This window comes from Martelella sp. HB161492, from assembly GCF_013184775.1.
Taxonomy (GTDB): Bacteria; Pseudomonadota; Alphaproteobacteria; order Rhizobiales; family Rhizobiaceae; genus Martelella.
Map to the genome: position 1 here is coordinate 30,077 of NZ_JAATVV010000017.1, position 23,818 is coordinate 53,894.

A 23,818-nucleotide genomic window follows, 5' to 3' on the forward strand; every position below is an offset into this window, starting at 1 on the left:
CGCCGAGCCTCGCTTAGACCGATTTCAACGGCCGAAGCAGTGAGACCGCGCGTTCGGAACGAATTGCGGTCCAGCCTGCCTGCATGACAACAAAGGAATTGAGATGACCGACCTGACCGCACTTGAACACACGATCGAGGCCGCTTTCGAAAACCGCGCCGAAGTGACCATCAGCACCAAGGGCGAAATTCGTGAAGCAGTCGAGGAATCGCTGAACCTGCTCGATGGCGGCAAAGCCCGCGTGGCAGAAAAGCTTGAAGGCGGCGAATGGAAGGTCAATCAGTGGCTCAAGAAGGCGGTGCTGCTGTCCTTCCGGCTGAACGACATGGACGTCGTCAAGGGCGGACCGGACAATGCCACCTGGTGGGACAAGGTTCCCTCCAAGTTCGACAACTGGGGCGAAAACCAGTTTCGCGCCGCCGGCTTCCGTGCCGTGCCGAACGCCGTCGTCCGCCGCTCGGCCTATATCGCTCCCGGCGTCGTGCTGATGCCCTCATTTGTCAATCTCGGCGCCTATGTCGATGAAGGAACAATGGTTGATACCTGGGCAACCGTCGGCTCCTGCGCCCAGATCGGCAAGCATGTTCACCTGTCCGGCGGTGTCGGCATTGGCGGCGTGCTGGAACCCATGCAGGCCGGCCCGACCATCATCGAGGACAATTGCTTTATCGGCGCCCGTTCCGAAGTGGTTGAAGGCTGCATCGTGCGCGAAGGCTCGGTTCTCGGCATGGGTGTTTTCATCGGCAAGTCGACCAAGATCGTCGACCGCGCCACCGGCGAGATCACCTATGGTGAAGTTCCGCCCTATTCGGTCGTGGTTGCCGGCACGCTGCCTGCCGCCAAGCCGATGGGCAATGGCCAGCCTGGCCCTGGTCTCTACTGCGCCGTGATCGTCAAGCGCGTCGACGAGCGCACCCGCTCCAAGACCGGCATCAACGAATTGCTGCGCGACTAAACCACGGCCTTTCCGGCTTTTGCCCTTTCAGTCTCAGCCAATTCAGGCAGACTGAAAGGGCTAAACAGAACCGCTTCCGCAAGTCAGCTACCAGATTGAACGCATGACCGTGACAGATCCCGTCAAAAATCTCGCCGCTCTGATCCGCTGCCCGTCGGTAACACCGGCCGAAGGCGGCGCACTGACCGCCCTCGAGACAATGCTGAGCCCGCTCGGCTTTGACGTGACGCGCATGGTCGAGACCACACCCGGCACGCCGGATGTGGAAAATCTCTATGCCCGTCTCGGTTCTGAAGGTCCGCATCTGATGTTTGCCGGACATACCGATGTCGTTCCGCCAGGCGCGGAGGCCTCTTGGACCCACCCGCCCTTTGCTGCCGAGATTGCCGATGGCAGGCTTTATGGCCGCGGCGCCGTTGACATGAAGGGCGGCATCGCCTGCTTCGTTGCAGCCCTTGCCCGCGTCATCGACCGTCATGGCCCCCTGCCCGGCTCGGTCTCACTGCTGATCACCGGCGACGAGGAAGGTCCCTCGATCAACGGTACCGACAAGCTTCTGCAGTGGGCGGCCGCGCGCGGCGAAACATGGGATGGCGCCCTTGTCGGCGAGCCGACCAATCCGGACACGCTCGGAGACATGATCAAGATCGGCCGTCGTGGCTCGCTCTCCGGCCGGGTCACCGTCATCGGACAACAGGGCCATGTCGCCTATCCGCATCTCGCCGACAATCCCTTGCGTGGCATGGCGGCTGTGATGACCGCGCTGATGGGCACCCCCTTTGATGCGGGCAGCGAAGACTTCCCGCCCTCCAATCTCGAGATCACCTCGGTCGATACCGGCAACCCCGCGACCAATGTGATCCCGCAGGCGGCAAGCGCGGTCTTCAACATCCGCTTCAACGATCGCTGGAACGAGGAAAGCCTGAAGGCCGAGATCATCGCCCGCCTCGACAGCGCCCTTGCCGATGCGCCGCTCAGGCCTGAGGGCATCAGCGCCGATTACACGATTGAATGGCTCGGCCGGACCAGCCAGGTCTTCCTGACGCGCGACAACCGGCTTGCCGGCAGTCTGGCCGCGGCGATTGAGACCGTGACCGGCAATATCCCGAAGCTCTCCACAACAGGCGGCACATCCGATGCCCGCTTCATCAAGGACTATTGCCCCGTCGTGGAATTCGGCCTTGTCGGCCAGACCATGCACAAGATCGACGAGCATGTCGCATTGTCCGACCTCGAAAGTCTGACGCAAATCTACGAGACCTTCATCGACAGGTGGTTTGAGCTTGCCGACAATCGCTGAAATCCGGTTTTATCTCAAAGGCCTGTGGCTGCTCTTCAAGGGCAGCGCCACCGCCTATCACTATCTTGATTTTACCGAACGGGGTTTCCGGCGTTCCTTCTGGGCTTTTGTCATCTGCCTGCCCTTCATGGTTCTCTCGAGCCTTCTGAGCCTGACCGACAGTGCCGGAAACGGCGTGGCCTTTACCGGTCTTCTCGTGTTTCGCACGATCCTGATCCAGGCTGTCAGCTGGATTGTTCCTCTGGTGGCAATCGCGCTTGTCTGTCATTTCTCCGGCCAGGCGAAGGCCTTCTTCCGCATCGTTATCGCCTCCAACTGGTTAAGCGTGCCGGTCAATGTTGTCGCCGCCGTTCTCATCATCGCCATCGCGCTGCTCGGCCCGGCGTTTCTCGTGCCCCTAATCATCCTGCTCCAGGTGGTTATCTTCGGCGCTTTTCTTTTTGAAATCAGGCTCTTCTACGTTCTTCTTGACGACCGGCCGCTGCCCACCGCCGCAACGATCCTGGCCTCGGTCGTCACCACACTGGTGATCAGTGATCTCGGAACGCGCTACATGCTTGGCGGCTGAGCCGGGGGGGAGCCCATGCTTGACAAGTGCAATCATGGCGATAAATCTCGGGCATATATTCTGAGGGGAATTTAGCATGTCGAAGCCTGTTCAGCCGCTTCTTGTCTGCCTGCTGCTCGCTGCCTGCCAGGCCGGGCCGATCAATGTTCTCTACAAAGAAGGCAGCACCCGCGAGCAGCGGCAGGAGGCCTATGATCAGTGCATGATCGAGGCACTGAAGGAAGTACCGCAGAACATGGTCACCGAGATTTCGGGCGGCTATTCCGTACCGGGCTATGTCAGTTGCCAGGACAAGAATGACAGGACCTACTGCACCGAAGTGGGCGGCTACGTCACCCCCGTGACCAGCGAGAGCCACGACACAAATGCGGCGCTGCGCTCACGCGTGATCAATCGGTGCCTGGACAAGAAGGGCTATACGTCGATCGTCCGGCCAATCTGCCCGTCGCAGCAGGAGCGCGCCATGGCTGCGAGCCAGATCGCCCAGCCGCCGCAATCGGCGATCAGCTGTGTTGCCGGTCAGTCGGTCTCGACGCTGTGACCGGGTCTGCCGGATAATCGACCTTCATGAAATAGAGCCCTTCCGGCGGGGCGACAGGGCCGCAGGCCCTGCGGTCCCGCGCCTCCAGTGCCGCGCGCACATCGGCAGCGCTCATCTTGCCATCGCCAGCCAGTTTCAGCGTACCGGCAAAGGAGCGGATCTGATTATGCAGAAAGCTCTGGGCCGAGGCGCGGATCTCGATCACCTCGCCATTGCGCGTGACATCCAGGCGGTCAAGCGTGCGCATGGGTGACTTGGCCTGGCAGTGAACGGAGCGGAAGGTGGTGAAATCGTGGTGGCCGACCAGTTGCTGGGCGGCCTCATGCATCGCCTCGTGATCCAGCGGTTTCGGCACCCACCAGGCCCGCTTTGCCTCCAGAGCGGGATGGGCCCGGCGATTGAGAATGCGGTAGAGATAATGTCGCTTGATGGCGGAAAAACGCGCATTGAAATCCGGATCGGCGACAAGGACCTCCGTCACTGACACCGTCTCTGCGGCAAGGCGCAGATGCGCATTGAGCGCATTGAGCAGCTGGAACGGGCTCCAGTCGCGCTGAAGATCGAGATGAATGACCTGACCGAGCGCGTGCACGCCCGAATCGGTCCGTCCGGCCCCGCGAATGCTGACGGTCTCGCCGGTCAGCGAGAGAACCGCCCCCTCAAGCGCGCCCTGCACCGAGCGGCCATTGTCCTGGCGCTGCCAGCCAATATAGGGAGTGCCATCATATTCGACGGTCATGCGATAGCGTGGCATCAGCCGAGCACCGTGCCCTTGGGCAAGGGATGGCCGCGCAGAAACGCTTCGGCATCAAGCGCCTTGCCGCCTGCCTTCTGCAGCCGCGCCAGCGCTACGGCGCCCGTACCGCAGGCGACAATGCCGGCCTCGGCATCGATCACTGTGCCGGCAGGACCGGATCCGGTGGCAAGCCGGGTTTCGAGCAGTTTCACGCGCTCGGGTTTGCCATCCGCAAAAGCGGTCTCGAACCAGGCACCGGGAAAGGGCGAGAGGCCGCGCACATGATTATGCACCGCTTCGGCAGGGCGTGAGAAATCGACCCGGGTCTCCCCCTTGTCGATCTTGCGGGCATAGGTCGCTCCCTCCGCCGCCTGCTCGCAAAGCTGAAGCGTGCCGGCCTCAAGCGCTGCCATGGCCTTGACCATCAGCCTGGCGCCAACCTGCATCATCCGGTCATGCAGCGCGCCCGCCGTCATGTCGGGCGTGATCGCCACCTTCTCGGTCAGCGCCACCGGCCCGGTATCGAGCCCCTTGTCCATCTTCATCACCATCATGCCGGTCTCGCTGTCTCCCGCCATGATGGCGCGCTGCAGCGGGGCCGCCCCGCGCCAGCGCGGCAGAAGCGAGGCATGGCCATTGAAACATCCATGCCGTGTGCCGGACAGGATTGCCTCGGGCAGCAGAAGACCATAGGCCACCACCACGGCCACATCGGCTTTGAGCGCAGCGAAGGCGGCGCGATCCTCTTCCGCCTTGAAATTCAATGGTGTGCGGACCGGCAGGCCAAGCAGTTCGGCAGCCTGATGAACCGGCGTCTTGACCTCGGCGAGACCGCGGCGGCCCGCAGCGCGCGGCGGCTGGGCATAAACGCAGGCAATCTCGTGACCGGCATCGACCAGCGCACGCAATGTCGGTACGGAAAAGTCGGGCGACCCCATGAAGATTACTTTCATCGCCTTCAGCTCCTTCTCGCTGAGACCGTCATCAACCGACCGGAAGCCGGATCCGCCAGCTGGCTCAAAGCTTTTGCTGGCGCGCCACCTTGGTAAACTTGCGGATCACCCGGTCACGTTTCAGCCGCGACAGATAGTCGATGAACAGCACGCCGTCGAGATGATCCATCTCATGTTGCAGGCAGGTCGCAAGCAGGCCATCCGCCTCCACCTGCTGCTCCTTGCCGTCAAGATCCGTGTAGCGGACCGTGACCATGGCTGGCCGCTCGACCTCGGCGAAGAAATCCGGAATCGAAAGGCAGCCTTCCTCGTAGACGGAGCGGTCGTCCGACATCGAAAGGATCGACGGGTTGATGAAGACCATCGGCTCCTTCTTGTTCTCGTCCTTGCTGACATCGAGAACCAGCATACGCCGCGGCACACCGACCTGAATGGCGGCCAGGCCAATGCCCGGCGCTTCATACATCGTCTCCAGCATGTCGCCGGCAAGCTTTTTCAGTTCATCATCGACCCGCTCCACAGGTGCTGAGACCTTGCGCAGTATCGGGTCAGGAAGAATAATCATGGGCTTTGTCGTCATGGCTCACCCCATAGCGCAAGTTTCGCTCTTGTGAAACGAAAAGATGATGAAGGGTCACAACAGGGCCGGCGAAATTGACCTTCCGTCAATTTGTTCATGATTTGATCTTCATCTTCCAGTAAAATCTGCTAGGCTGACATGATGGAACAAAGCACAAACACTTTCCTGACCGCTCTCACCGGCGCATTTGGTGGCGCCTTGCCGTTTGCTGTCGCGGTGATCGGCGTGCTGACGCTTGCTCTCAGCGTTTTCCTGTTTCTGGCCGGCAGGCGAAACCGATCCGGCCAGGACCATGCACTTGCCGAGCAGCTGAACGGGCTGATGCGCAGCCAGATCGAGATGCAGGGGCGCATGGCAACCATGGCAGAACTGTTCGGCACCCGCCAGGCTGAGCTGAATCAGGCGCTCGGCAGCCGCCTTGACGGACTGTCGCAGCGGCTCGGCAGCTCGCTGAATGAGCAGACGCGCGCCACGCATGCCAATCTCGCCCGGCTGCAGGAACGTCTGGCCGTGATCGATGCGGCGCAGAACAACATTCAGTCGCTTGCCAAAGATGTCGTCGGACTGCAGGCCATTCTCTCCAACAAGCAGACCCGCGGTGCCTTTGGCCAGTCGCGGATGGAAACCATCATCGCCGATGCCCTGCCGGCCGGCAGCTACCGGTTTCAGGCTGGTCTTTCCAATGGCACACGCCCCGACTGCCTGATTTCCATGCCCAATGCCATGCCACCGCTGGTGATTGACGCCAAGTTTCCGCTTGAGGCCTGGAACGCCATGAATGATGCCGAAGACGATATGGCCGTCCGGCAGGAGGCGCAGCGTTTTCGCCGGGATTTCGAGACCCATATCCGCGACATTGCGCAAAAATACCTGATCGCGGGCGAGACCCAGGATACAGCCTTTCTTTTCATCCCTTCCGAATCGATTTTTTCCGATGTCCACGAGCGATTCGAAGGTCTGGTGCAAAAGGCACATCAGGCGCGCGTCGTCATCGTCTCGCCAACCCTTCTGCTGCTGTCGATCCAGGTGATCCAGGCGATGCTCAAGGACCAGCGGATGCGGGAACAGGCACATCTGATCCAGAGCGAGGTCGCCCATCTCCTCGGCGATCTTGGCCGCCTCAATGACCGCGTTGCCAAGCTGCAGAGCCATTTCGGGCAGGCACGGCAGGACGTCGAGCAGATCCAGATTTCATCGGCGAAGATCCTGCGCCGCGGCGAACGTATCGGCGGCCTCGAATTCGAAAAGAACGTGGATGGCGGCGACGAAGCGGCATCACCTTCAAACCCCTTGTCGGAGCAGGGAAAACTGAAGCTGCGCATCGTTGAGGAGGATTGAGCTGCAGCACCATCATCGCAATCTGGACAGATGCCTGCCAATCGGCCATTGATGGCGGCATCCATGCAGCGGCCCGCTCTCATTGCCAGGCGCCGCGCCTAACGACCTTCGATGAAAGGACGCGCGATGATCACTGTCTTCGGTTCCATCAATATGGACCTGATCGCCACCACAGACAGGTTGCCCGAGCCAGGCGAAACCGTGACCGGCAAGAGCTTCTACACCGCTCAGGGGGGCAAGGGCGCCAACCAGGCACTTGCTGCCGCCCGGGCCGGTGCGACGGTCAGGATGGCAGGGGCCGTCGGAACGGACGAATTCGCAGACGCTGCGACCGCCCTTCTGGCTGATGCAGGCGTCGATCTTTCGGCAACCAAACATGTCGCCGGCCCCACGGGCACGGCAATGATCCTGGTTGGCGGCGATGGAGAGAATGTCATCGTCATCAATGCCGCCGCGAATGGCACGCTGACGCAAGACGATGCACTGGCAGCGGTCAACGCCATGGCGCCCGGCGATACGCTGCTTCTTCAGCTCGAGATCCCGGCCGCGTCAATTCGCACAGCCCTGGCAGCCGCACGCGACAAGGGCATCAGGACCGTCCTCAACACCGCCCCGCTGACGGCCGAGGCTGCCGAGCTTGGCCGCCTGGCCGATATCGTCATTGCCAATGAAACGGAATTCGAGCTTCTGACCGGAGCCGATGCGCTTGGCAGCGAAGGTCGGATCAACGTGCTGAAATCCTATCACGATGAAACCGGCCAGACCGTGGTGATCACGCTTGGGGCCGAAGGCGTCATCGCCATGGAAAATGGCGTTTTTCATCGTATTGACAGCATGAAGATCGAGGCCGTGGACACGGTTGGCGCCGGCGATACCTTCTGCGGCTATCTTGCCGCCGGCCTCGATGCCGGTCTCGACTTTGCCGCCGCGGCGCACCGTGCCGCCATTGCCGGAGCACTGGCCTGCCTGAAGCCCGGCGCCCAGCCCTCAATACCGGTCGCGAGCGACATCGACGCACGGCTCTGAAGCCGCAAGCGCGGTTCGGGGTGCTGGATCAGATCGCCCCCCCCATGCCCCATCTGTCCTGACCACATGAACCTCTTGAGCCTCACCTCGCGCCGGTCGGATTATGCCCTGGCGCCAAAAAGAAACCGGCGCTTTTCGCCGGTTTCGTTGTCTCGGTCCACAGCGCCTCGCGCGACTGCGGCAAATAAGCCGATGCGTAGATTCAACAAGATAGAGAGTCCCGGTGCGTCCAGAAGGACACACGGCGCTCTATAGCCGCGCCAGACGCTCGGTCAGCAGCGCGAAGAAGCCATCGGCATCGGCCTTGCCGATAACCGTGGCGTTCGGCTTGCGATCGGTGACCTTCCACCAGTCGACGACCGTTGCTCCAAGCGTCAGTTCAGACTGGGTCTCGATCGCGACATTGCAAAAACGACCGGAGAAAAGTTCCGGCTTGAGCAGATAGGCAATCACCGACGGGTCATGCAGCGGTCCGCCGTCGGAACCATATTTCTCGACATCGAAGCGCTCGTAGAACAGCAGCATCTCCGCCATTGCCGTCGCAGCCGGCCGGCCGATAGCGGCAATCTTGTCAACACGGGACTTGAGGCAGAGCAACTGATGGGTCACATCAAGCGGCATCATCACCAGCGGTACCCCCGCCGAAAAGACAATATCGGCAGCCTCGGGGTCGACATAGATGTTGAACTCGGCGGCGGGCGTGATATTGCCGCCTTCAAAATAGCCGCCGCCCATCAACACGATTTCCTGAACCCGTTCGACAATGTCGGGTGCCTTTTTGAAGGCGGTGGCGATGTTTGTCAGCGGCCCCAGCGGGCAAAGCGTTACCGTACCGGCGGGTTCGTTCCGCAGCGTCTCGATGATGAAATCCACCGCATGCTGTGGCTGAAGCGGCATGGTCGGCTCGGCCAGATCCGGTCCATCGAGCCCGGTCTTGCCATGGACATGTTCCGCCGTGACCAGCGGGCGGGCAATCGGCCGGTCGCAGCCGGCGAAGACGGGCACATCGCTACGCCCGGCAAGCTCGGCGATGATACGGGCGTTGCGCTCGGTCAGACTGAGCGGAACGTTACCGGCGACGGCGGTAATGCCGAGCACGCAAATGTCCTCGGGACTGGCGAGTGCCAGCAGAATTGCGGCTGCATCGTCCTGTCCGGGATCGGTATCGATGATGATATTACGGGCCTTGCTCATGGGTTCCTTCTTTTTCTTGAGGAGCTGCGGCTGATTGCCATTGATGAAAAAACAAGGCTTGGAGCCTGCCACAATTCTTGTCAAGCTGCCATGCGGCTGGGTGGGACGGTCAGGGCTTGCGATCCGGATCCGAAAAAACCATATGGTCGACAGTCAAAGGAAGTGAAGATGGCACGCATAGATCTCAGACTCGACCCGCTTGATATGACCAGCGAGATGCTTGCTGCGCTGTCGCGCGGCAGCGGCGGCTACCCCCCCTTCGACATCGAATATCTGCATGGCGCAGGCGCCTATCTGCGCATCACGGTCGCCGTGGCGGGTTTCGAGGCGGAAGAGCTGGATGTCACGACGGAAGGGCATCAGCTGGTGATCCGCGGCAGCCAGGACGACAAGCCTGATGGCGACTTTCTCTATCGCGGCATCGCCGGGCGGCAGTTCCGGCGGATTTTTCTTCTGACAGAGGCCATGGAAGTCACCCGCGCAAGCCTGCAAAACGGTCTTCTCGCCATAGAAATCGCGCGCCGCCCCGCAGACGTACGGAAAATTAACATTTCCGTTTCAGATTAAGGTTAATCGCGGCTAAAGCCTGAAACAGCCGCGCAGACAATGCCTGATGCGCCGGAGAATGACATGAGCCTCAAGATTGCCGACTGGTCCCGAGATCCAGAGATTTTTGCAGCACTCGGCAATGGTGAATTATGCTACTTCCGCCAGCTCGGCCGCAGCGAGGCGCTGGCAAGCTTTCCTGAAGCCGTGAATATCCGTGCCGATGCCACGCTCTGGGCGCTGTTTGCCGCCGATGGAACGCCGCTGCTTCTCACCGAGAACCGCGCCAGCATCTTCTTCAAGGCCATGGAAGACGATATCCGCACCGTCACGCTGCACTGAACGGAAGCAACCGTTTTTCTCACACCTTCAAAAAGGTCAGATAGGCGCTTTTGCGGCCTTCACGGCGTGCCTTTGCCTCGTAACGCGTCGACGGCCAGTTGTCATAGGGTGACGTCCAGTCCTGCGCCTCACGCGCCTGCCAGGCAAAACCGCCATGCTTTCGGCAATGGAGCAGCGTCCAGTTGACATAGGTATCGATATCGGAAGCGAAACAGAAGCGCCCGCCGGGCTTCAACACCCGATGGAACCGGTCGAGATTGGCTGCGGAGACAAAACGGCGCTTCCAGTGTTTCTTCTTCGGCCAGGGATCGGGATAGAGAAGATCAATGTGATCAACACTGCCGTCCGGCATCCAGTCCAGCACTTCGACCGCATCATCGTCATGCAGGCGGATATTGGTCAGCCCCTGCTGCTCGATCGTGCCGAGCAGCTTGGCCATCGAATTGACGAAGGGCTCAACGCCGATGAAACCGGTATGCGCAAACTCGGCGGCGCGGTGGGCAAGATGCTCTCCGCCGCCGAAACCGATCTCAAGCCGGATCTGAGTGGTGCCTTCGGGGAAAAGAGCCCTCAGGTCATCAGGCGCATCGGACGCGAGATCCAGCGCGAAATGCGGCAGCATCTCCTCCAGATTATGCGCCTGACGGGCGCGCAGGGGCTTGCCCTTGCGCCGCCCGAAAAAGGCCTTGCCCTGGCGGTCACCAAACTCGGCTTCGTCCGTCATCATCCGTGTCCGTCAGCTCTTCAGTGCAAGCTTCAGCGGTTTGACCAGATCAAGCTTCTCCCAGGAGAAGGAGCCGTCGCGGCCGGCCTTGCGGCCGAAATGGCCATAGGCGGATGTTTTAGCATAGATCGGCTTGTTCAGCGACAGGTGACGGCGGATACCCGATGGCGACAGATCCATGACCTGACGGATCGCCTTCTCGACCGCATCCTCATCCACCTTGCCTGTGTCGTGAAGGTCGACATAGACCGACAGCGGCTGCGCCACGCCAATGGCATAGGAAAGCTGAATGGTGCATTTGTCTGCAAGCCCTGCAGCAACGACATTCTTGGCAAGATAACGCGCCGCATAGGCCGCCGAACGGTCGACCTTGGTCGTATCCTTGCCCGAGAAGGCACCGCCGCCATGAGGAGCAGCGCCGCCATAGGTATCGACAATGATCTTGCGGCCCGTCAGGCCGGCATCACCATCAGGACCGCCAATGACGAATTTGCCGGTCGGGTTGACATACCAGACACAGTCTTCGGCAATTGGCAGGTCCGCCAGCGCTTCGCGGATATAGGGTTCGACAACGCTGCGGACCTTGGCTGAATCCCAGCTCTCATCGAGATGCTGCGTCGACAGAACGATGGAAACGGCCTCGCTCGGCTTGCCATCGACGTAACGGACCGTGACCTGGCTCTTGGCGTCGGGTCCAAGCTTGGCAACTTCGCCCTCGCCGGCCTTGCGGGCATCGGCAAGGGTCTGCAGGATACGGTGCGAATAATAGATCGGCGCCGGCATCAGCTCCGGCGTTTCGCGGCAGGCAAAGCCGAACATGATGCCCTGGTCGCCGGCACCTTCATCGCCCTGGCGGTCAGAAGCATTGTCGACGCCTTGTGCGATATGGGCGGACTGGGCATGCAGCAGCACGTCAATGCGCACATTCTTCCAGTGGAAGCCATCCTGTTCATAGCCGATATTGCGGATCGCCCGTCGTGCCGCCGACTTGAATCGCGACGGATTGACGACCTCGTTGCCATTCTTGTCTTTCTTCATCAGACTTTCGGGCAGACGAACCTCGCCGGCAATCACAACGCGGTTGGTGGTGGCCAGCGTCTCGCAGGCAATGCGCACTTTCCAGGGATCGACGCCTGTCTTGGTGGCTTCGCGATATACGAGATCGACTATCTCGTCTGAAATGCGGTCACAGACCTTGTCCGGATGCCCTTCGGAGACGGATTCACTGGTAAAGAGATAATTGCTGCGCATCGGGATTCCCCACATAGAAATTAGCTTGATTTTGTTAGACACTTCACCAGCAAATGACAAGGACACAACAATATAAATATGTCTTTATGCGGATAAGCAGCCTTGCTGTGAACGCATGGCTCACCGCGGAAATGCGGCGTCCCGAAACGCAAAAAGGCAGCCCGGAGGCTGCCTTTTCGCAATGATATCCGATTAACTCACTCTGCCTCTGCGGCCAGAGATTTGACGAGGTCGACCAGTCTGCGGCGCACTTTCGGATCATTGATCTTGACGAAAGCGCGGTTGAGCTGCAGCCCTTCGGAGGACGACAGGAAGTCGACCACATAGCTGGAGCTCGACGCTTCTGCCATACCGGTGGCAGCGCCTGAGCGCTCACCCGGTGCGTCTTCGAAGAAGAAGGATACCGGGACGTTCAAGATCGTCGAGATGTTCTGAAGACGGCTGGCACCAACACGGTTGGTTCCCTTCTCGTACTTCTGAATTTGCTGAAAGGTAATCCCCAGGCTTTCACCAAGTTTTTCTTGGCTCATGCCCAGCATGGTACGGCGCAACCTGATCCGACTCCCGACATGAATGTCGATCGGGTTCGGCTTCTTTTTGTTTTCTGTCATTTTTGTTCCTATTCTCATTAACCCATCGCCACACCAGGCCTGCCGCTTCACAGAGTGATTTTACAACCATCGGATTTTAGCATTGCAGGCCCGACGAGAATGCCAAGGCAGCCCACTATGCAATTTTAGGGTATAGTGGTCAATTGTGGAGGATTTCCAAAACCATTACGTGAATGTAATGTTTTTCCTCGTGCCGCTTTAGTCCGACCTTTTACGCGCTAGAGAACAGAAAACTCGCAATGAATCAACCTAGGGTATGAAAACCGCAACGTCAAGGTAGCCTTTTTCCCCGAAGGACAACCGGCCAACGGTTCTACCATAGGCATCAACCACCGCTGAAACACCGTTTTCACCGACGCGAATCAGCGGCTTTCCTGCAGCCACAGCCTGTAAACGGGCCTCGGCAAAGTGCTGAAATGGGCCAGGTGTCCCTGAAAACCAGCTGTCAAAACTGACATTGAGAAGCGCGTCTGACAGGCCGGACTGCGCACCAACTATGCCGGGAAAAATGGCTTCATAGCAGACAAGCGGGAAAAGCGTCGTCCCATCTGGAAGCAACAGAAGGTTGCGTTCAACCCCTGGCACGTAATTACCCGCAATCGTTGAAAAAAAAGTGAGCCCGAGTGCCTTCAGCGTCTTCGCAAAGGGTAGATACTCACCGAACGGGACCAGATGAACCTTGTCAGATGCCGAAACGATCTGACCATCATCATTCAGAACGACGATGGAATTGTGAAATTGCGGCGCACCATCCCCATCACGACCGGCAAAGCGCGTCGCCCCGGTGATCAGGGTTTGCCCTGATTTCAGCATCTCGCCGATCGCCGTGCGTGCATCCGCCCGATCGTCGATCAGAAAGGGCAGCGCGGTCTCAGGCCAGACGATGATGTCAGGCGCCCGTGACGCACCTCTTGGCGGTGCGGAGGACAAAGCGATCAGCGCGGAAAAGGCCGCCTGCTGCCCCTCGAGACTGCCCCAGCTCGCAAGATCGCTGGCCGGCTGAACCAGCCGCACGATGGTTTCCTTTCCCGGCGGCGATGCCGGCGCATTCCAGAGACGGATGCCGCCATAGGCGATATCGGCCACGAAAAGAGCAAGCGCCACAGAGAAGACCAGATAGCGCCGCTCAAGCCACATCAATGGCGCGGCAAAGACAACCACACAGAGGGCGCTCAGTCCGAAAAGTCCGACGATATGCACGGATTGCATGAGAAGCGGCACAGGAACAGCCGTGTAGGCAAGCGCATTCCAGGGAAAGCCTGTGAAAACATGGCCCCTGAGCCATTCTCCAAGCCCGATCGCCAGCGCCAGCGCCAGAAAACGCAGACTGCGCCAGCGGAACAACGGCGCCGCCAGCGCCAGCGCAAGTCCGTAATAGAGCGCAAGATAGGTAGGAAAACCGAGAACGGCAAAGGGAATGGCCCAGGCGAAGTGCACGGCATCCTGCAGCAGTGCGGCAGCCAGCCACCAGAGGCCAAGAACAAAGTAGCCGAAACCGAAACACCAGCCAGCGGCAAAGCCGCGCTTGACGGCGCTGAAGCCGGTGCGCGCGCCGATGAAGCCGTCAGCCAGAAGAAATAGCGCCGGGACAGTGACAAACATCACCGGAGAAAGGCCAAAAGGCGCAAGCGCAAATGTCGACAGCCCCCCGCAGGCCATCAGCGCCAGCGCCTGAGCACGTCCGCTCAGCCGCCCGACTCTTTCCCGAAGCTTCAGCAACAGGCTCGGATCATTCGTGATGGCGTTGTCAGGCATCGGCGCGCACTCATTCATCAGATTTGCCGGGACACCGCGAAGCGACCGACTTTCCCGCTTCAGGACACGAAAGCCAGCGCCCGGCACAACTGCCGGCGCTGGCTTCCTCTATGCTGGAAGACGCGGCAGATGCCTACCGCGGCGAACCGTCGCTTTCGGCGCTGGCACGCTCCGGCGGATTTCCGGCCGTATCCTTGATCACAAGGTTCGTCTCCGGCGGCGATGAAGGTCTCGCCGCCTCGACAGGCTCGGCCTCATGGCGCAGCGCGGCCGCACGACGCCGAACGGGCGCGCGCCGCCTCAGGATGCGTACCCGGCGGATGCGCCGCGGATCGGCATCGAGAATATGCACCTCGAAACCCGGAAGCGACTGGATCACCTCGCCGCGGGCCGGAATGCGGCCGATGGCGGAGAAGATCAGCCCGCCCAGCGTGTCCACATCCTCGGCATGATCGGAAATGTCGAAATCCGGACCAATCGCCTCGGCGATATCCTCAAGCTCGACGCGGGCATCGGCAACGAAGACATCATCGGACACGCGTGTGAACATCGCCTCTTCGGAATCATGCTCGTCATCGATATCGCCGATAACCATCTCGACGATATCCTCATGTGAGACGAGCCCGTCCGTCCCGCCATATTCGTCAATCACCAGCGCCATCTGCGTCCGGCTCGCCTGCATGCGCTGCAGAAGATCGGACGCCAGCATGGACGGGGGAACGAACAGAACCGGGCGAATGATGCCGGCGTCGGCAACGCTCTTGTCGAGATTGACACGCCCGAGGTCGAGCCCGCTGCGATGGGCGCGGCTGGTCTTTTCCGCCGCCGGCGCCTTTGCCGTGGTTTCAGCCCGGCCACCAGCCTGTGCGGCGGTGCGTGTCAGATTACGGCGGCGACCGCGCGCCTGTTTGGACAGGTAGGCAAGAAGGTCGCGAATATGCACCATGCCGCGCGGATCATCCAGCGTCTCGGAGAAGACCGGCATACGCGAATGACCGCAATTCTCGAAGATCAGCAAGAGTTCGCCGAGCGAAATGCTCTGGTCCACGGCGTCGATATCGGCGCGCGGCACCATGACGTCCTCAACACGAACTTCGCGGAAGCGTAAAATGTTATTGAGCATCGCCCGTTCTTCGGGCGAAAAATCACTGTCCCCTGCACCGTCTGCCGACAATGCATCTTCGAGGTCCTCACGCAGCCTTGAGGCCGTGTGCCCATTGCGCTTCAAGCGCATGAAAAAACCCCTGATGGGAGAACCGTTCTTTTCAGTGTGGCCGTTTTGCGGCCCCGTACTGTTGGGTTCGTCGAGTGCAGAGCCGTCTTCGGCGTCCTGCCCGCTTTCTCGCAGCGGTACGATCTGTTGCTGGTTCATCTTTCCTTAGGTGTCAAACCGGGTCACTACCCTGATAAGGATCAGATAGGTTAAGTGTGGCCAAAATGCGAGTCTCAAGTCCTTCCATGAGCTCCGCATCGGTGTTTTCAATGTGATCGTAGCCCAAAAGATGCAGGAATCCATGCACCAGCAGATGCGTCAGGTGCTCCTCGAAGGGCTTGTCGAGCGCCTCCGCCTCGCGCCTGACCGTCTCATAGGCCACGACGATATCGCCGAGCATCGGCCCCGGCATGTCGCCGGGCGCGATCGGAAAGGCGGGAAAGGACAGGACATTCGTCGCCTTGTCCATATTGCGCCATTCCGCATTGATGACCCTTATCGCCGCGTCATCGGTGAAGACCAGTGACAACTCCGCTTCCGGCTCGAAGAAGGGCTGCCCCTCCTCCTTCGCCAGATAGTCGGACGCAGCAGAAATCGCCCGATAGATGAGGGCTTCGAGGTCGGCAACAGCATCCCACGCGTCGGCCTCGACGGTGATCTGGTAGTCAAATTCTGCCATCATCAGGCGTCACTGGCCTCGCTGGCTTCACCGGCGCTGCGGCTCTCGCCATCATAGGCGGCGACGATACGCGCCACCAGCGGATGACGCACCACATCCGTATCGGTAAAGCGGATGATTGAAATGCTTTCCACGCCCTTGAGGATGCCGAGCGCCTCGACCAGACCGGACTTCACGCCGCGCGGCAGGTCGATCTGGCTCGGATCGCCGGTAATGATCATCCGCGAATTCTCGCCGAGACGGGTCAGGAACATCTTCATCTGCATCGATGTCGTGTTCTGCGCCTCATCCAGAATAACGGCGGCATTGGCAAGCGTGCGCCCGCGCATGAAGGCGAGAGGCGCAATCTCGATCACACCGGCGGTTATCGCCCGTTCGACCTTGTCGCCCGGCATCATGTCGTAAAGCGCATCATAAAGCGGACGGAGATAGGGATCGACCTTCTCCTTCATGTCGCCGGGCAGAAAGCCGAGGCGTTCGCCCGCCTCAACGGCCGGACGCGACAGGATGATCTTGTTGACCACACCGCGCTCCAGAAGCTGCGCTGCATAGGCAACCGCCAGATAGGTCTTGCCGGTACCGGCAGGACCGGTGCCGAAAACAAGCTCATTGCGCTCCAGTGCACGGATATAGGCGTCCTGGGCCGGCGTCCGGGCCGCGATCGACTTCTTGCGGGTCGAAATCTGCGACATGGACAGCTTAGCCTTGCGCTCCAGCGTCGGCAGGCTCAGCTGGTCGTCGGTGGCAACAGCCATCCGGATGGCACCTTCAACATCGGATTTTTCCACATGACCGCCATTCAGAAGCTGGCTGTACAGGAAATCAAGCGCCCTGCGGGCCTGATAGGTGGCCACCGTCTCGCCGCTCAGCGCAACGGAATTGCCGCGCGGCACGGCTTTGACCTTCAGCCTGTCTTCCAGCAGTTTCAGATGCTCGTCGAACTGACCGAACAACTCGCTGGCATAGCGGTTGTTCTCAAAAGTAAGGACGAAATGACTCGCCTCATCCTTGGTGTTGGGACGCGCGCCCTGCGCGGTTTCGGCAACCAGTTCTGTTACGTTCAAGCGGTCAAGCTCCTGAGAAAAAGACGACGACACCTCTGATCGGCACCGGAGTGTTGATCCGCCCTGACAAACGAGCGAACGAGCCCCGCGCTGTTGAGACGGCAAGTCCGCAGGCGGCGCGCATTGAAACGCCCGTCCGGCCGACATGCAAACCGACCCGTTGAAACAACCATATTTGCGTGAAACATACGAAGCCGGTCGGCCCTTGAACGTCTTTGCCGCTGAACTGACTGAGTCTCTTTGAGGTCGCCAAGCTTCATGAACAAAGGCTAAACGCGATCCGCCATTTTGTGAAGCGATTTGTCTTTCGCAACGCACTTTTCATCGCGGTGTCACAAAATCACAGCCGCTCGGCGGCAAGGCTGTTCGGGCCGGCAGCAGTGATGCGCACGCGCACCATATCGCCGATTGCGGCATCTCCGCCCAAAACCACGACGGACTGAAGCCATGGCGAGCGGCCGATCAGCTGGCCGTCCTCGCGGCCCGGCTTCTCCAGCAGGATATCCATTTCACGGCCGACACAGGAGGCGGCAAATTCACGCTGATGGCGGGTGAGAAGCGCCTGAAGCCTTGCCAGCCGCTCGGTCTTGACGTCTTCGGGCACCTGGTCTTCCAGCTCGGCGCCCGGCGTTCCCGGCCGCGTCGAATATTTGAATGAGAAGGCCTGCGCGTAACGGACCTTTTCCACCAGATCGAGCGTCGCCTGGAAATCCTCTTCGGTTTCACCGGGAAAGCCGACGATGAAATCGCCGGACATGGCGATATCAGGCCGGACCGCGCGAATGCGGCCGATCAGCGCCAGATATTCTTCCGCCGTGTGCTTACGGTTCATCGCCTTCAGGATCCGGTCGGAACCGGACTGAACGGGAAGATGCAGATAGGGCATCAGCGCAGGCAGATCGCGGTGGGCCGCCATCAGCCTGTCATCCATATCGCGCGGATGGCTGGTGGTGTAGCGCAGCCTTTTGATGCCATCGATCGCAGCCAGATGGAACAGAAGGTCGCCGAGCCCCCATTCGGTGCCGTCGGGTCCGTTGCCATGCCAGGCGTTGACGTTCTGGCCCAAAAGCGTGATCTCGCTGACACCGTTCTCGACCAGCCGATGCGCCTCGTCGACAATCTGGTTCAGCGAGCGCGACACTTCCGCACCCCGCGTATAGGGCACGACACAGAAGGTGCAGAACTTGTCGCAGCCTTCCTGCACAGTGAGAAAGGCCGAGACATTTTTCGGGCGGTTGCCGCGCTCCTTCTTCGGCAGATAGTCAAACTTGTCCTCCACCGCGTAATCCGTATCGACCACACGCTCGCCGGCCTTGGCGCGCCGCAGGGCCTCGGGAAGACGGTGATAAGTCTGCGGGCCGATCACCACACTGACATCCGGCACGCGGCGCAGGATCTCCTCGCCTTCCGCCTGGGCAACGCAGCCGGCAACGCCGATCAGCATTTCGCGGCCTTCTCTGGCACGTTCACGCTTCATGTCACGCAGACGGCCCAGAGCGGAATAGACCTTCTCGGCGGCCTTTTCGCGAATATGGCAGGTGTTGAGCAGCACCAGATCGGCATCATCCATCGTCTCGGTCGGTTGATAGCCATCGCTTGCCAGCGCCTCGCCCATCCGCTCGGAATCATAGACATTCATCTGGCAGCCATAGGTCTTGATGAAAACCTTGCGCTGATTGCCCGTCGCCGATGCCGTCATATCTGTCGTTCCAGTGGTCTCTTGCGTCATGGCGGGCCTTTTAACCTGCTTTGAAGCGCATGAAAAACGGAAAATGCACGCATTTAGGTGCTTTTGTCGGGGATCTTGTCCGTCTCAACGCCCGCGCAGACGCTCCGAAAGCAGATCGCGCATGCGCGCCTCGATTTCGGCGGCCGCCTGCTTTCGCTTCGTCTCAGCGGTAAATTCGACGCTTTCGCCGAAACAGACATCGATATCGAAACTGCCGGCGCGAATGACACCGGCAAGCGAGGGCAGCATCTCGACATCACCCGGCCAGGCAATCACGGGGCGAAGCGCCCTGCCCATCGGCAGACCGCCAATGCCGGTATAGGCAACAGCCACCGGCTGAACATAGACACGGCCCGTGGGTGAGAAAGGCACCGCCGAGGAGGCTGCGCCGAACAGCGAATATTTCAGCGGCAACAGCCGGTTGCCATCCGACGTCGTTCCTTCGGGAAAGAGCACGATGATCTCTTCGCCGACAAGCCGTTCAGCAATGCTGTTGACCTGATCGCCCGTCCCGCGCCGGTCAGCCCGTTCAATGAAGACCGAATTCTGCAACCGCGCGAACAGGCCGAAGACCGGCCAGTCGCGCACTTCCGACTTGGCAATGAAGGCAAGATCGGCGACCCGGCCCAGAACGACGATATCCAGCCAGGAGGTGTGGTTGGACGATAGCAGCAGCGGGCGGCGCTTATCCGGCGCACCATGCACATGAATGCGGATACCAAGCACGAAACAGGCGACCATGTGCCAGTAGCGCGGCAGCTTGCGCGCCAGAGGCCAGCCACGCCAGAGACAGAGGATCTGCACGGGAGCCAAAAGGATGGTGGCGAGAAACAGCGCAAGCGTGACATAGCTGTAACGAAGATATCTCATCGGCCTTACATTTCCGAAGCCCTGCACCGGCGGTGGAACCGCCCGGCGCATCGCGCTTTCGCGAAATCCGGTGTCCACGTTCTCGCCCGATGCTCTAGCCCAGTTCCCGCCGCATAACAAGCGCGCTCGACCGGCTGCCATCGGCATGTGCGTAATAGGCCTTGCGCCGCCCGACTTCGACAAAACCGAGCTTGCGGTAAAGCCCGATTGCCGGTTCGTTGATCGCATCCACTTCCAGCAGCATGAATTCGGAGCCCCTGATCCCGGCTTCCTGCAGGGCCGCCACCATCAGCCGCCAGCCAATTCCGACGCGCGAAAAGCCTTCGGCGACGCAGATTGTCAGGATTTCGGCCTCATCCGCCACGGCACGCGCCAGCACGAAGCCTGCCAGCGGCGAGCCGATCCAGGCATTGGTCTGGTGCATGACAAAGCCGAAGACGGGGCCCTGGCTCAACAGGTTATGGATCTCGTCGGCGCTCCAGGGATGGAAGAAACGGCTGTGATGCAGATCCGCAGCCGCCTCAAGTTCATCGACCGTCAGCGCCGAAACCTCGAATTCAGGATTGCGCCTGAAGAAGCCAGCCATGCCGGTCATGCCCGCGCCACCTTGAAGCCACCCTGCGGCTTGGCATCAGGGCCGCGCAGATAAAGCGGCGACACCGCCTTGCCAGCAGCCATATCCGCCGCCAGCGCGGCAATGGTTTCAACCCGCACGCCGGCGAGCGGCATGCTGTCCGACAGCCCCGCAGCCGTGGCGCCGGAACCGGCAATGATGGCCTCATGCGCACCGGCAAGGCCCTCAAGCGCTTCATAGGCATAGGCGGCAGGCTCAACAAGCAGACGGCCATTGCCGTCATAGAGTGCGCAATAGGCCTCGCCGCGCCTGGCATCCATGGTGATCAGAACATTGTGGCCCGCCACCTCGCCTCTTGACTGGCGCGCCAGAACGTCAAGCGTCGTCACGCCAACGCATGCGACCCCGAGCGCCAGCGCCAGCGCCCGCGCGGTTGCCACACCGACACGAATGCCGGTAAACGAACCGGGACCGATATCAACAGCGATCCGGTCAAGCGCAGACAAAGGCAGGCCGCTGTCGCGCACCACCTCATCGATCATCGTCATCAGCCTCTCGGCATGGCCCTTGCCGATGGTTTCGCTCACCGCAGACAGAACGCGCCCGCCATCGCTGTCAAAAACGCAGGCTGCACAATCGGCGCCTGCCGTTTCGATTGCCAGAATGATCATCTGCGATGCCCTGCCTTGAGGTCAAACGGCCTCGACATGCTCGACCTCGGGAACGAAATGGTGCAGCAGGTTCTGCACACCATGCTTCAGCGTTGCCGTGGAGGACGGGCAGCCGGAGCATGCGCCCTTCATGTTGAGAAACACCGTGCCCTCGCGATAGCCGCGGAAGGTGATATCGCCGCCATCCTGTGCAACGGCCGGGCGGACGCGGGTCTCAAGCAATTCCTTGATGGTGGCGACAATGGTCTCATCACCGGCATCGAAAAACTCCTCGCCGGTATCGAGATCCTCATGCGAGGCTTCGCCTGCCATGGTTGGCGCACCGGACATGAAATGCTCCATGATCGCACCGAGAATGGCGGGCTTCAGATGCTGCCATTCATAATCGCCACGGGTCACGGAGACGAAATCATAGCCGAACATCACCCCTTCGACACCGGGAACGGCAAAGAGCCGGGTCGCCAGCGGCGAGATAATCGCATCGTCTGCCGAGCGGAATTCGGCATTGCCGCGTTCCAGCACGATCTTGCCCGGAAGAAATTTCAGGGTCGCGGGGTTGGGCGTGGTTTCGGTCTGGATGAACATTTTCGTCTCCATCATCGCCCTGACCGGGCCTGAGGCCACGGGAAAAGGGCTGTTTCGCTGAGGCACGGTTCAAGGTCGTGCCGCGGTGAATCATTCTAATAGCGAGAAGCTAGGCGCCAGCGCTCTGGCTTTCAAGAGAACGCTTAGCAAAGCGCATCAATATCGGCTTCGCTCAACCCGTCCGGCAGCACCGTTACGGGAATGGAAAACGCCTTGCCGCGCCCGGCAAGAAGCGAAACCAGCGGCCCCGGCCCCTCCTTGGCCGAACCAGCGGCCAGAACCAGAATTGCAATATCGCGGTCATCCTCGACCACAGCATTGATTTCTTCGGCGACACTGCCCTCGCGCACCACGATCTCGGCATCGATACCAATGCTTGCACGCACCTCTTCCGCCGCCTTGGAGACGGCAACTTCGGCCTCCTCGCGGGCCTCGGCGCGCATATATTCCTGCACACCGATCCACTGCTGCACATCATGCTGCGGGATGACGAACAGCAGAACCAGGCCGCCATTGGAATTCTTCGCCCGCCGTGCGGCATAGCGAACGGCAAGGCTGCATTCGGGCGTGCCATCCACGATCGCAACGAATTTTCGCCGGTGACCGGCCTCGCCGGAAAGACGCTTGGAAACCATATCAGAAAATCTCCATCTGCCGGGAACGGAATGGACCTCGTCCGGCCAATCGCACGCAACATAGCACGGCATGGCCGGTCAGGACCATTCTGGGCACGCAGCAATAAGGAAAGGTGGCTGACACCGCCCTTTCCGCCCTAGCGCATCGGCTCGAAAACCGGAATCGATTTTCGAGCCGATGCGTAGATTCAACAAGATAGAGCGCCCCGGTGCGTCCAAGAGGACGCACGGCGCTCTAGAGAAGGCCGACGATCTCGTGAACGTCCTTCATGGTGCGCTCGGCAATGGCGCGGGCACGGCCTGCACCGTCCTTCAGGACGGCGTCAATATGGGCCGGATCGTCAAGCAGACGACGCATCTCCGCATTGATCGGCGACAGAACCTCCACGGCAAGCTCTGCGAGCGCCGGTTTGAACACCGAGAACTGCTGACCGCCGAATTCCGCCAGCACATCTGCCTTGGTACGATCGCTAAGCGCGGCATAGATTCCGACGAGATTATCGGCTTCCGGACGCCCCTTAAGACCATCGGTTTCACTCGGCAGCGCGTCGGGGTCAGTCTTTGCCTTGCGGATCTTGCGGGCCACCGTCTCGGCATCGTCGGTCAAATTGATGCGCGACAGATCCGACGGATCCGATTTCGACATTTTCTTCGAACCGTCCTTCAGGCTCATCACCCGCGGTGCCGGCCCGTCGATGATCGGCTCGACCATCGGGAAATAGGCATGGACCGGCTCGTCACCGACGGTGGTATCGATGCCCTTGCCGGCGTCACGAATCTTCTCGGCGAAGTCCATGTTGAACTTCATCGCGATATCGCGGGTCAGCTCCAGATGCTGGCGCTGGTCGTCTCCGACCGGCACATGGGTGGCGCGGTAGACGAGAATATCGGCAGCCATCAGTGAGGGATAGGCATAGAGCCCGAGCGAAGCCGCTTCACGATCCTTGCCGGCCTTGTCCTTGAACTGGGTCATCCGGTTCATCCAGCCGATGCGCGCGACGCAGTTGAAGATCCAGGCAAGTTCGGCATGCTGAGGCACGGCCGACTGGTTGAAAACGATATGTTTCTGAGGATCGATGCCAGAGGCAAGATAGGCCGCCGTGATGGAGCGCGTCTGGGACTTCAGGTCCTTGTGAACAAGCTGCGCGGTGATCGCGTGCATATCGACGACGCAGTAGATGCAGTCCATCTGGTCCTGCAGCGCCACGAATTTACGCAATGCACCGAGATAGTTGCCAAGGTGAAGATTTCCGGTGGGCTGAACACCGGAAAAAATAAGCGGCTTGAATTCGCTCATGTTTTTTCTCTTTCGGACGGGTGGAAGGCCCGGCATTTACGGTTAAAACAAACGAGAGCGCTTATGCACGGAACAGGCACG

26 protein-coding genes are annotated in these 23,818 nt (G+C 60.3%); 8 read left to right on the plus strand and 18 right to left on the minus strand.

What is annotated here, in order from left to right; all coding sequences use genetic code 11:
- The first annotated feature begins 103 nt into the window (after nt 1-103).
- From dapD to HCK86_RS21855, 4 genes are all read left to right on the plus strand, one after another.
- Nucleotides 104-955: a 2,3,4,5-tetrahydropyridine-2,6-dicarboxylate N-succinyltransferase gene (gene dapD / locus HCK86_RS21840; protein WP_176086612.1), complete on the plus strand. Its 852-nt coding sequence runs from the start codon at nt 104-106 to the stop codon at nt 953-955.
- Nucleotides 956-1,058: 103 nt separating this feature from the next.
- The gene (gene dapE, locus HCK86_RS21845; protein ID WP_176086613.1) at nt 1,059-2,255 is read left to right on the plus strand and encodes a succinyl-diaminopimelate desuccinylase; all 1,197 of its coding nucleotides are present in this window, start codon (nt 1,059-1,061) and stop codon (nt 2,253-2,255) included.
- A complete protein-coding gene (locus tag HCK86_RS21850; RefSeq protein ID WP_176086614.1) occupies nt 2,239-2,823 on the plus strand; it encodes a hypothetical protein in 585 nt (194 codons plus the stop codon). The genes dapE and HCK86_RS21850 overlap by 17 nt, the downstream gene beginning before the upstream one ends.
- A gap of 76 nt (nt 2,824-2,899) precedes the next feature.
- On the plus strand, nt 2,900-3,364 hold the full coding sequence (locus HCK86_RS21855; protein WP_176086615.1) for a hypothetical protein: 465 nt from the start codon (nt 2,900-2,902) through the stop codon (nt 3,362-3,364).
- On the opposite strand, the gene truA is transcribed toward HCK86_RS21855, so the two are convergent.
- The 3 genes from truA to def all read right to left on the minus strand — a co-directional run bounded on the left by truA (nt 3,327) and on the right by def (nt 5,633).
- The gene (truA, locus tag HCK86_RS21860) at nt 3,327-4,118 is read right to left on the minus strand and encodes a tRNA pseudouridine(38-40) synthase TruA (protein ID WP_176086616.1); all 792 of its coding nucleotides are present in this window, start codon (nt 4,116-4,118) and stop codon (nt 3,327-3,329) included. The genes HCK86_RS21855 and truA overlap by 38 nt on opposite strands.
- Nucleotides 4,118-5,053, minus strand: a complete 936-nt coding sequence (fmt, locus tag HCK86_RS21865) for a methionyl-tRNA formyltransferase (protein WP_246739729.1) — start codon at nt 5,051-5,053, stop codon at nt 4,118-4,120. The genes truA and fmt overlap by 1 nt, the downstream gene beginning before the upstream one ends.
- Before the next feature lie 64 nt (nt 5,054-5,117).
- The gene (gene def, locus HCK86_RS21870) at nt 5,118-5,633 is read right to left on the minus strand and encodes a peptide deformylase (protein WP_176086617.1); all 516 of its coding nucleotides are present in this window, start codon (nt 5,631-5,633) and stop codon (nt 5,118-5,120) included.
- Between the two features lie 141 nt (nt 5,634-5,774).
- Here def and rmuC point away from each other — a divergent pair, with 141 nt between their 5' ends.
- Together rmuC and HCK86_RS21880 are read left to right on the plus strand one after the other, a co-directional pair.
- On the plus strand, nt 5,775-6,971 hold the full coding sequence (rmuC, locus tag HCK86_RS21875; protein ID WP_176086618.1) for a DNA recombination protein RmuC: 1,197 nt from the start codon (nt 5,775-5,777) through the stop codon (nt 6,969-6,971).
- A 126-nt stretch (nt 6,972-7,097) separates the two neighbouring features.
- A complete protein-coding gene (locus HCK86_RS21880) occupies nt 7,098-7,997 on the plus strand; it encodes a ribokinase (protein ID WP_176086619.1) in 900 nt (299 codons plus the stop codon).
- A 249-nt stretch (nt 7,998-8,246) separates the two neighbouring features.
- Here the strand turns inward: HCK86_RS21880 and HCK86_RS21885 are convergent, their stop codons facing one another.
- The gene (locus tag HCK86_RS21885) at nt 8,247-9,191 is read right to left on the minus strand and encodes a nucleoside hydrolase (RefSeq protein ID WP_176086620.1); all 945 of its coding nucleotides are present in this window, start codon (nt 9,189-9,191) and stop codon (nt 8,247-8,249) included.
- A 168-nt stretch (nt 9,192-9,359) separates the two neighbouring features.
- Here HCK86_RS21885 and HCK86_RS21890 point away from each other — a divergent pair, with 168 nt between their 5' ends.
- Nucleotides 9,360-9,758 carry an Hsp20 family protein gene (locus HCK86_RS21890; RefSeq protein ID WP_176086621.1) on the plus strand — a complete coding sequence of 133 codons (399 nt, stop codon included), beginning with the start codon at nt 9,360-9,362 and terminating at the stop codon, nt 9,756-9,758.
- Nucleotides 9,759-9,821: 63 nt separating this feature from the next.
- Nucleotides 9,822-10,079: a DUF1150 family protein gene (locus HCK86_RS21895; protein ID WP_176086622.1), complete on the plus strand. Its 258-nt coding sequence runs from the start codon at nt 9,822-9,824 to the stop codon at nt 10,077-10,079.
- Nucleotides 10,080-10,098: 19 nt separating this feature from the next.
- On the opposite strand, the gene HCK86_RS21900 is transcribed toward HCK86_RS21895, so the two are convergent.
- The 14 genes from HCK86_RS21900 to trpS form a co-directional block, all read right to left on the minus strand.
- A complete protein-coding gene (locus HCK86_RS21900; protein WP_176086623.1) occupies nt 10,099-10,803 on the minus strand; it encodes a tRNA (guanosine(46)-N(7))-methyltransferase TrmB in 705 nt (234 codons plus the stop codon).
- A 12-nt stretch (nt 10,804-10,815) separates the two neighbouring features.
- Nucleotides 10,816-12,054 (minus strand): methionine adenosyltransferase, encoded by a 1,239-nt coding sequence (gene metK / locus HCK86_RS21905; RefSeq protein ID WP_176086624.1) that lies wholly within the window; start codon nt 12,052-12,054, stop codon nt 10,816-10,818.
- Nucleotides 12,055-12,251: 197 nt separating this feature from the next.
- The gene (locus tag HCK86_RS21910) at nt 12,252-12,665 is read right to left on the minus strand and encodes a helix-turn-helix domain-containing protein (protein WP_176086625.1); all 414 of its coding nucleotides are present in this window, start codon (nt 12,663-12,665) and stop codon (nt 12,252-12,254) included.
- Between the two features lie 249 nt (nt 12,666-12,914).
- Nucleotides 12,915-14,420, minus strand: a complete 1,506-nt coding sequence (lnt, locus tag HCK86_RS21915) for an apolipoprotein N-acyltransferase (RefSeq protein ID WP_176086626.1) — start codon at nt 14,418-14,420, stop codon at nt 12,915-12,917.
- Nucleotides 14,421-14,553: 133 nt separating this feature from the next.
- A complete protein-coding gene (locus HCK86_RS21920) occupies nt 14,554-15,654 on the minus strand; it encodes a hemolysin family protein (RefSeq protein WP_246739730.1) in 1,101 nt (366 codons plus the stop codon).
- Between the two features lie 151 nt (nt 15,655-15,805).
- Complete coding sequence (gene ybeY, locus HCK86_RS21925; protein ID WP_176086680.1) at nt 15,806-16,312, minus strand: rRNA maturation RNase YbeY; 507 nt, start codon at nt 16,310-16,312, stop codon at nt 15,806-15,808.
- Nucleotides 16,313-16,314: 2 nt separating this feature from the next.
- A complete protein-coding gene (locus HCK86_RS21930) occupies nt 16,315-17,376 on the minus strand; it encodes a PhoH family protein (protein ID WP_176086628.1) in 1,062 nt (353 codons plus the stop codon).
- A 340-nt stretch (nt 17,377-17,716) separates the two neighbouring features.
- Complete coding sequence (gene miaB, locus HCK86_RS21935; protein ID WP_176086629.1) at nt 17,717-19,105, minus strand: tRNA (N6-isopentenyl adenosine(37)-C2)-methylthiotransferase MiaB; 1,389 nt, start codon at nt 19,103-19,105, stop codon at nt 17,717-17,719.
- 84 nt (nt 19,106-19,189) lie between these two features.
- The gene (locus HCK86_RS21940) at nt 19,190-19,975 is read right to left on the minus strand and encodes a lysophospholipid acyltransferase family protein (protein ID WP_176086630.1); all 786 of its coding nucleotides are present in this window, start codon (nt 19,973-19,975) and stop codon (nt 19,190-19,192) included.
- 94 nt (nt 19,976-20,069) lie between these two features.
- Entirely contained in the window at nt 20,070-20,561 is a 492-nt protein-coding gene (locus HCK86_RS21945; RefSeq protein ID WP_176086681.1) for an N-acetyltransferase, read from the minus strand.
- A gap of 5 nt (nt 20,562-20,566) precedes the next feature.
- Nucleotides 20,567-21,220 carry a tRNA (adenosine(37)-N6)-threonylcarbamoyltransferase complex dimerization subunit type 1 TsaB gene (gene tsaB, locus HCK86_RS21950; RefSeq protein WP_176086631.1) on the minus strand — a complete coding sequence of 218 codons (654 nt, stop codon included), beginning with the start codon at nt 21,218-21,220 and terminating at the stop codon, nt 20,567-20,569.
- Nucleotides 21,221-21,241: 21 nt separating this feature from the next.
- A complete protein-coding gene (locus tag HCK86_RS21955; RefSeq protein ID WP_176086632.1) occupies nt 21,242-21,805 on the minus strand; it encodes a NifU family protein in 564 nt (187 codons plus the stop codon).
- 143 nt (nt 21,806-21,948) lie between these two features.
- Nucleotides 21,949-22,440, minus strand: a complete 492-nt coding sequence (locus HCK86_RS21960) for a universal stress protein (RefSeq protein ID WP_176086633.1) — start codon at nt 22,438-22,440, stop codon at nt 21,949-21,951.
- 235 nt (nt 22,441-22,675) lie between these two features.
- Nucleotides 22,676-23,737, minus strand: a complete 1,062-nt coding sequence (gene trpS / locus HCK86_RS21965; RefSeq protein ID WP_176086634.1) for a tryptophan--tRNA ligase — start codon at nt 23,735-23,737, stop codon at nt 22,676-22,678.
- Between the last annotated feature and the right edge of the window lie 81 nt (nt 23,738-23,818).

Coding starts and splice junctions, on each gene's coding strand:
- dapD (WP_176086612.1), top strand. CDS start 104: ATGACCGACCTGACCGCACTTGAACACACGATCGAGGCCGCTTTCGAA.
- dapE (WP_176086613.1), top strand. CDS start 1,059: ATGACCGTGACAGATCCCGTCAAAAATCTCGCCGCTCTGATCCGCTGC.
- HCK86_RS21855 (WP_176086615.1), top strand. CDS start 2,900: ATGTCGAAGCCTGTTCAGCCGCTTCTTGTCTGCCTGCTGCTCGCTGCC.
- truA (WP_176086616.1), bottom strand. CDS start 4,118: ATGCCACGCTATCGCATGACCGTCGAATATGATGGCACTCCCTATATT.
- fmt (WP_246739729.1), bottom strand. CDS start 5,053: ATGAAAGTAATCTTCATGGGGTCGCCCGACTTTTCCGTACCGACATTG.
- def (WP_176086617.1), bottom strand. CDS start 5,633: ATGACGACAAAGCCCATGATTATTCTTCCTGACCCGATACTGCGCAAG.
- rmuC (WP_176086618.1), top strand. CDS start 5,775: ATGGAACAAAGCACAAACACTTTCCTGACCGCTCTCACCGGCGCATTT.
- HCK86_RS21880 (WP_176086619.1), top strand. CDS start 7,098: ATGATCACTGTCTTCGGTTCCATCAATATGGACCTGATCGCCACCACA.
- HCK86_RS21885 (WP_176086620.1), bottom strand. CDS start 9,191: ATGAGCAAGGCCCGTAATATCATCATCGATACCGATCCCGGACAGGAC.
- HCK86_RS21890 (WP_176086621.1), top strand. CDS start 9,360: ATGGCACGCATAGATCTCAGACTCGACCCGCTTGATATGACCAGCGAG.
- HCK86_RS21895 (WP_176086622.1), top strand. CDS start 9,822: ATGAGCCTCAAGATTGCCGACTGGTCCCGAGATCCAGAGATTTTTGCA.
- HCK86_RS21900 (WP_176086623.1), bottom strand. CDS start 10,803: ATGACGGACGAAGCCGAGTTTGGTGACCGCCAGGGCAAGGCCTTTTTC.
- metK (WP_176086624.1), bottom strand. CDS start 12,054: ATGCGCAGCAATTATCTCTTTACCAGTGAATCCGTCTCCGAAGGGCAT.
- HCK86_RS21910 (WP_176086625.1), bottom strand. CDS start 12,665: ATGACAGAAAACAAAAAGAAGCCGAACCCGATCGACATTCATGTCGGG.
- lnt (WP_176086626.1), bottom strand. CDS start 14,420: ATGCCTGACAACGCCATCACGAATGATCCGAGCCTGTTGCTGAAGCTT.
- HCK86_RS21920 (WP_246739730.1), bottom strand. CDS start 15,654: ATGCGCTTGAAGCGCAATGGGCACACGGCCTCAAGGCTGCGTGAGGAC.
- ybeY (WP_176086680.1), bottom strand. CDS start 16,312: ATGGCAGAATTTGACTACCAGATCACCGTCGAGGCCGACGCGTGGGAT.
- miaB (WP_176086629.1), bottom strand. CDS start 19,105: ATGACGCAAGAGACCACTGGAACGACAGATATGACGGCATCGGCGACG.
- HCK86_RS21940 (WP_176086630.1), bottom strand. CDS start 19,975: ATGAGATATCTTCGTTACAGCTATGTCACGCTTGCGCTGTTTCTCGCC.
- HCK86_RS21945 (WP_176086681.1), bottom strand. CDS start 20,561: ATGGCTGGCTTCTTCAGGCGCAATCCTGAATTCGAGGTTTCGGCGCTG.
- tsaB (WP_176086631.1), bottom strand. CDS start 21,220: ATGATCATTCTGGCAATCGAAACGGCAGGCGCCGATTGTGCAGCCTGC.
- HCK86_RS21955 (WP_176086632.1), bottom strand. CDS start 21,805: ATGTTCATCCAGACCGAAACCACGCCCAACCCCGCGACCCTGAAATTT.
- HCK86_RS21960 (WP_176086633.1), bottom strand. CDS start 22,440: ATGGTTTCCAAGCGTCTTTCCGGCGAGGCCGGTCACCGGCGAAAATTC.
- trpS (WP_176086634.1), bottom strand. CDS start 23,737: ATGAGCGAATTCAAGCCGCTTATTTTTTCCGGTGTTCAGCCCACCGGA.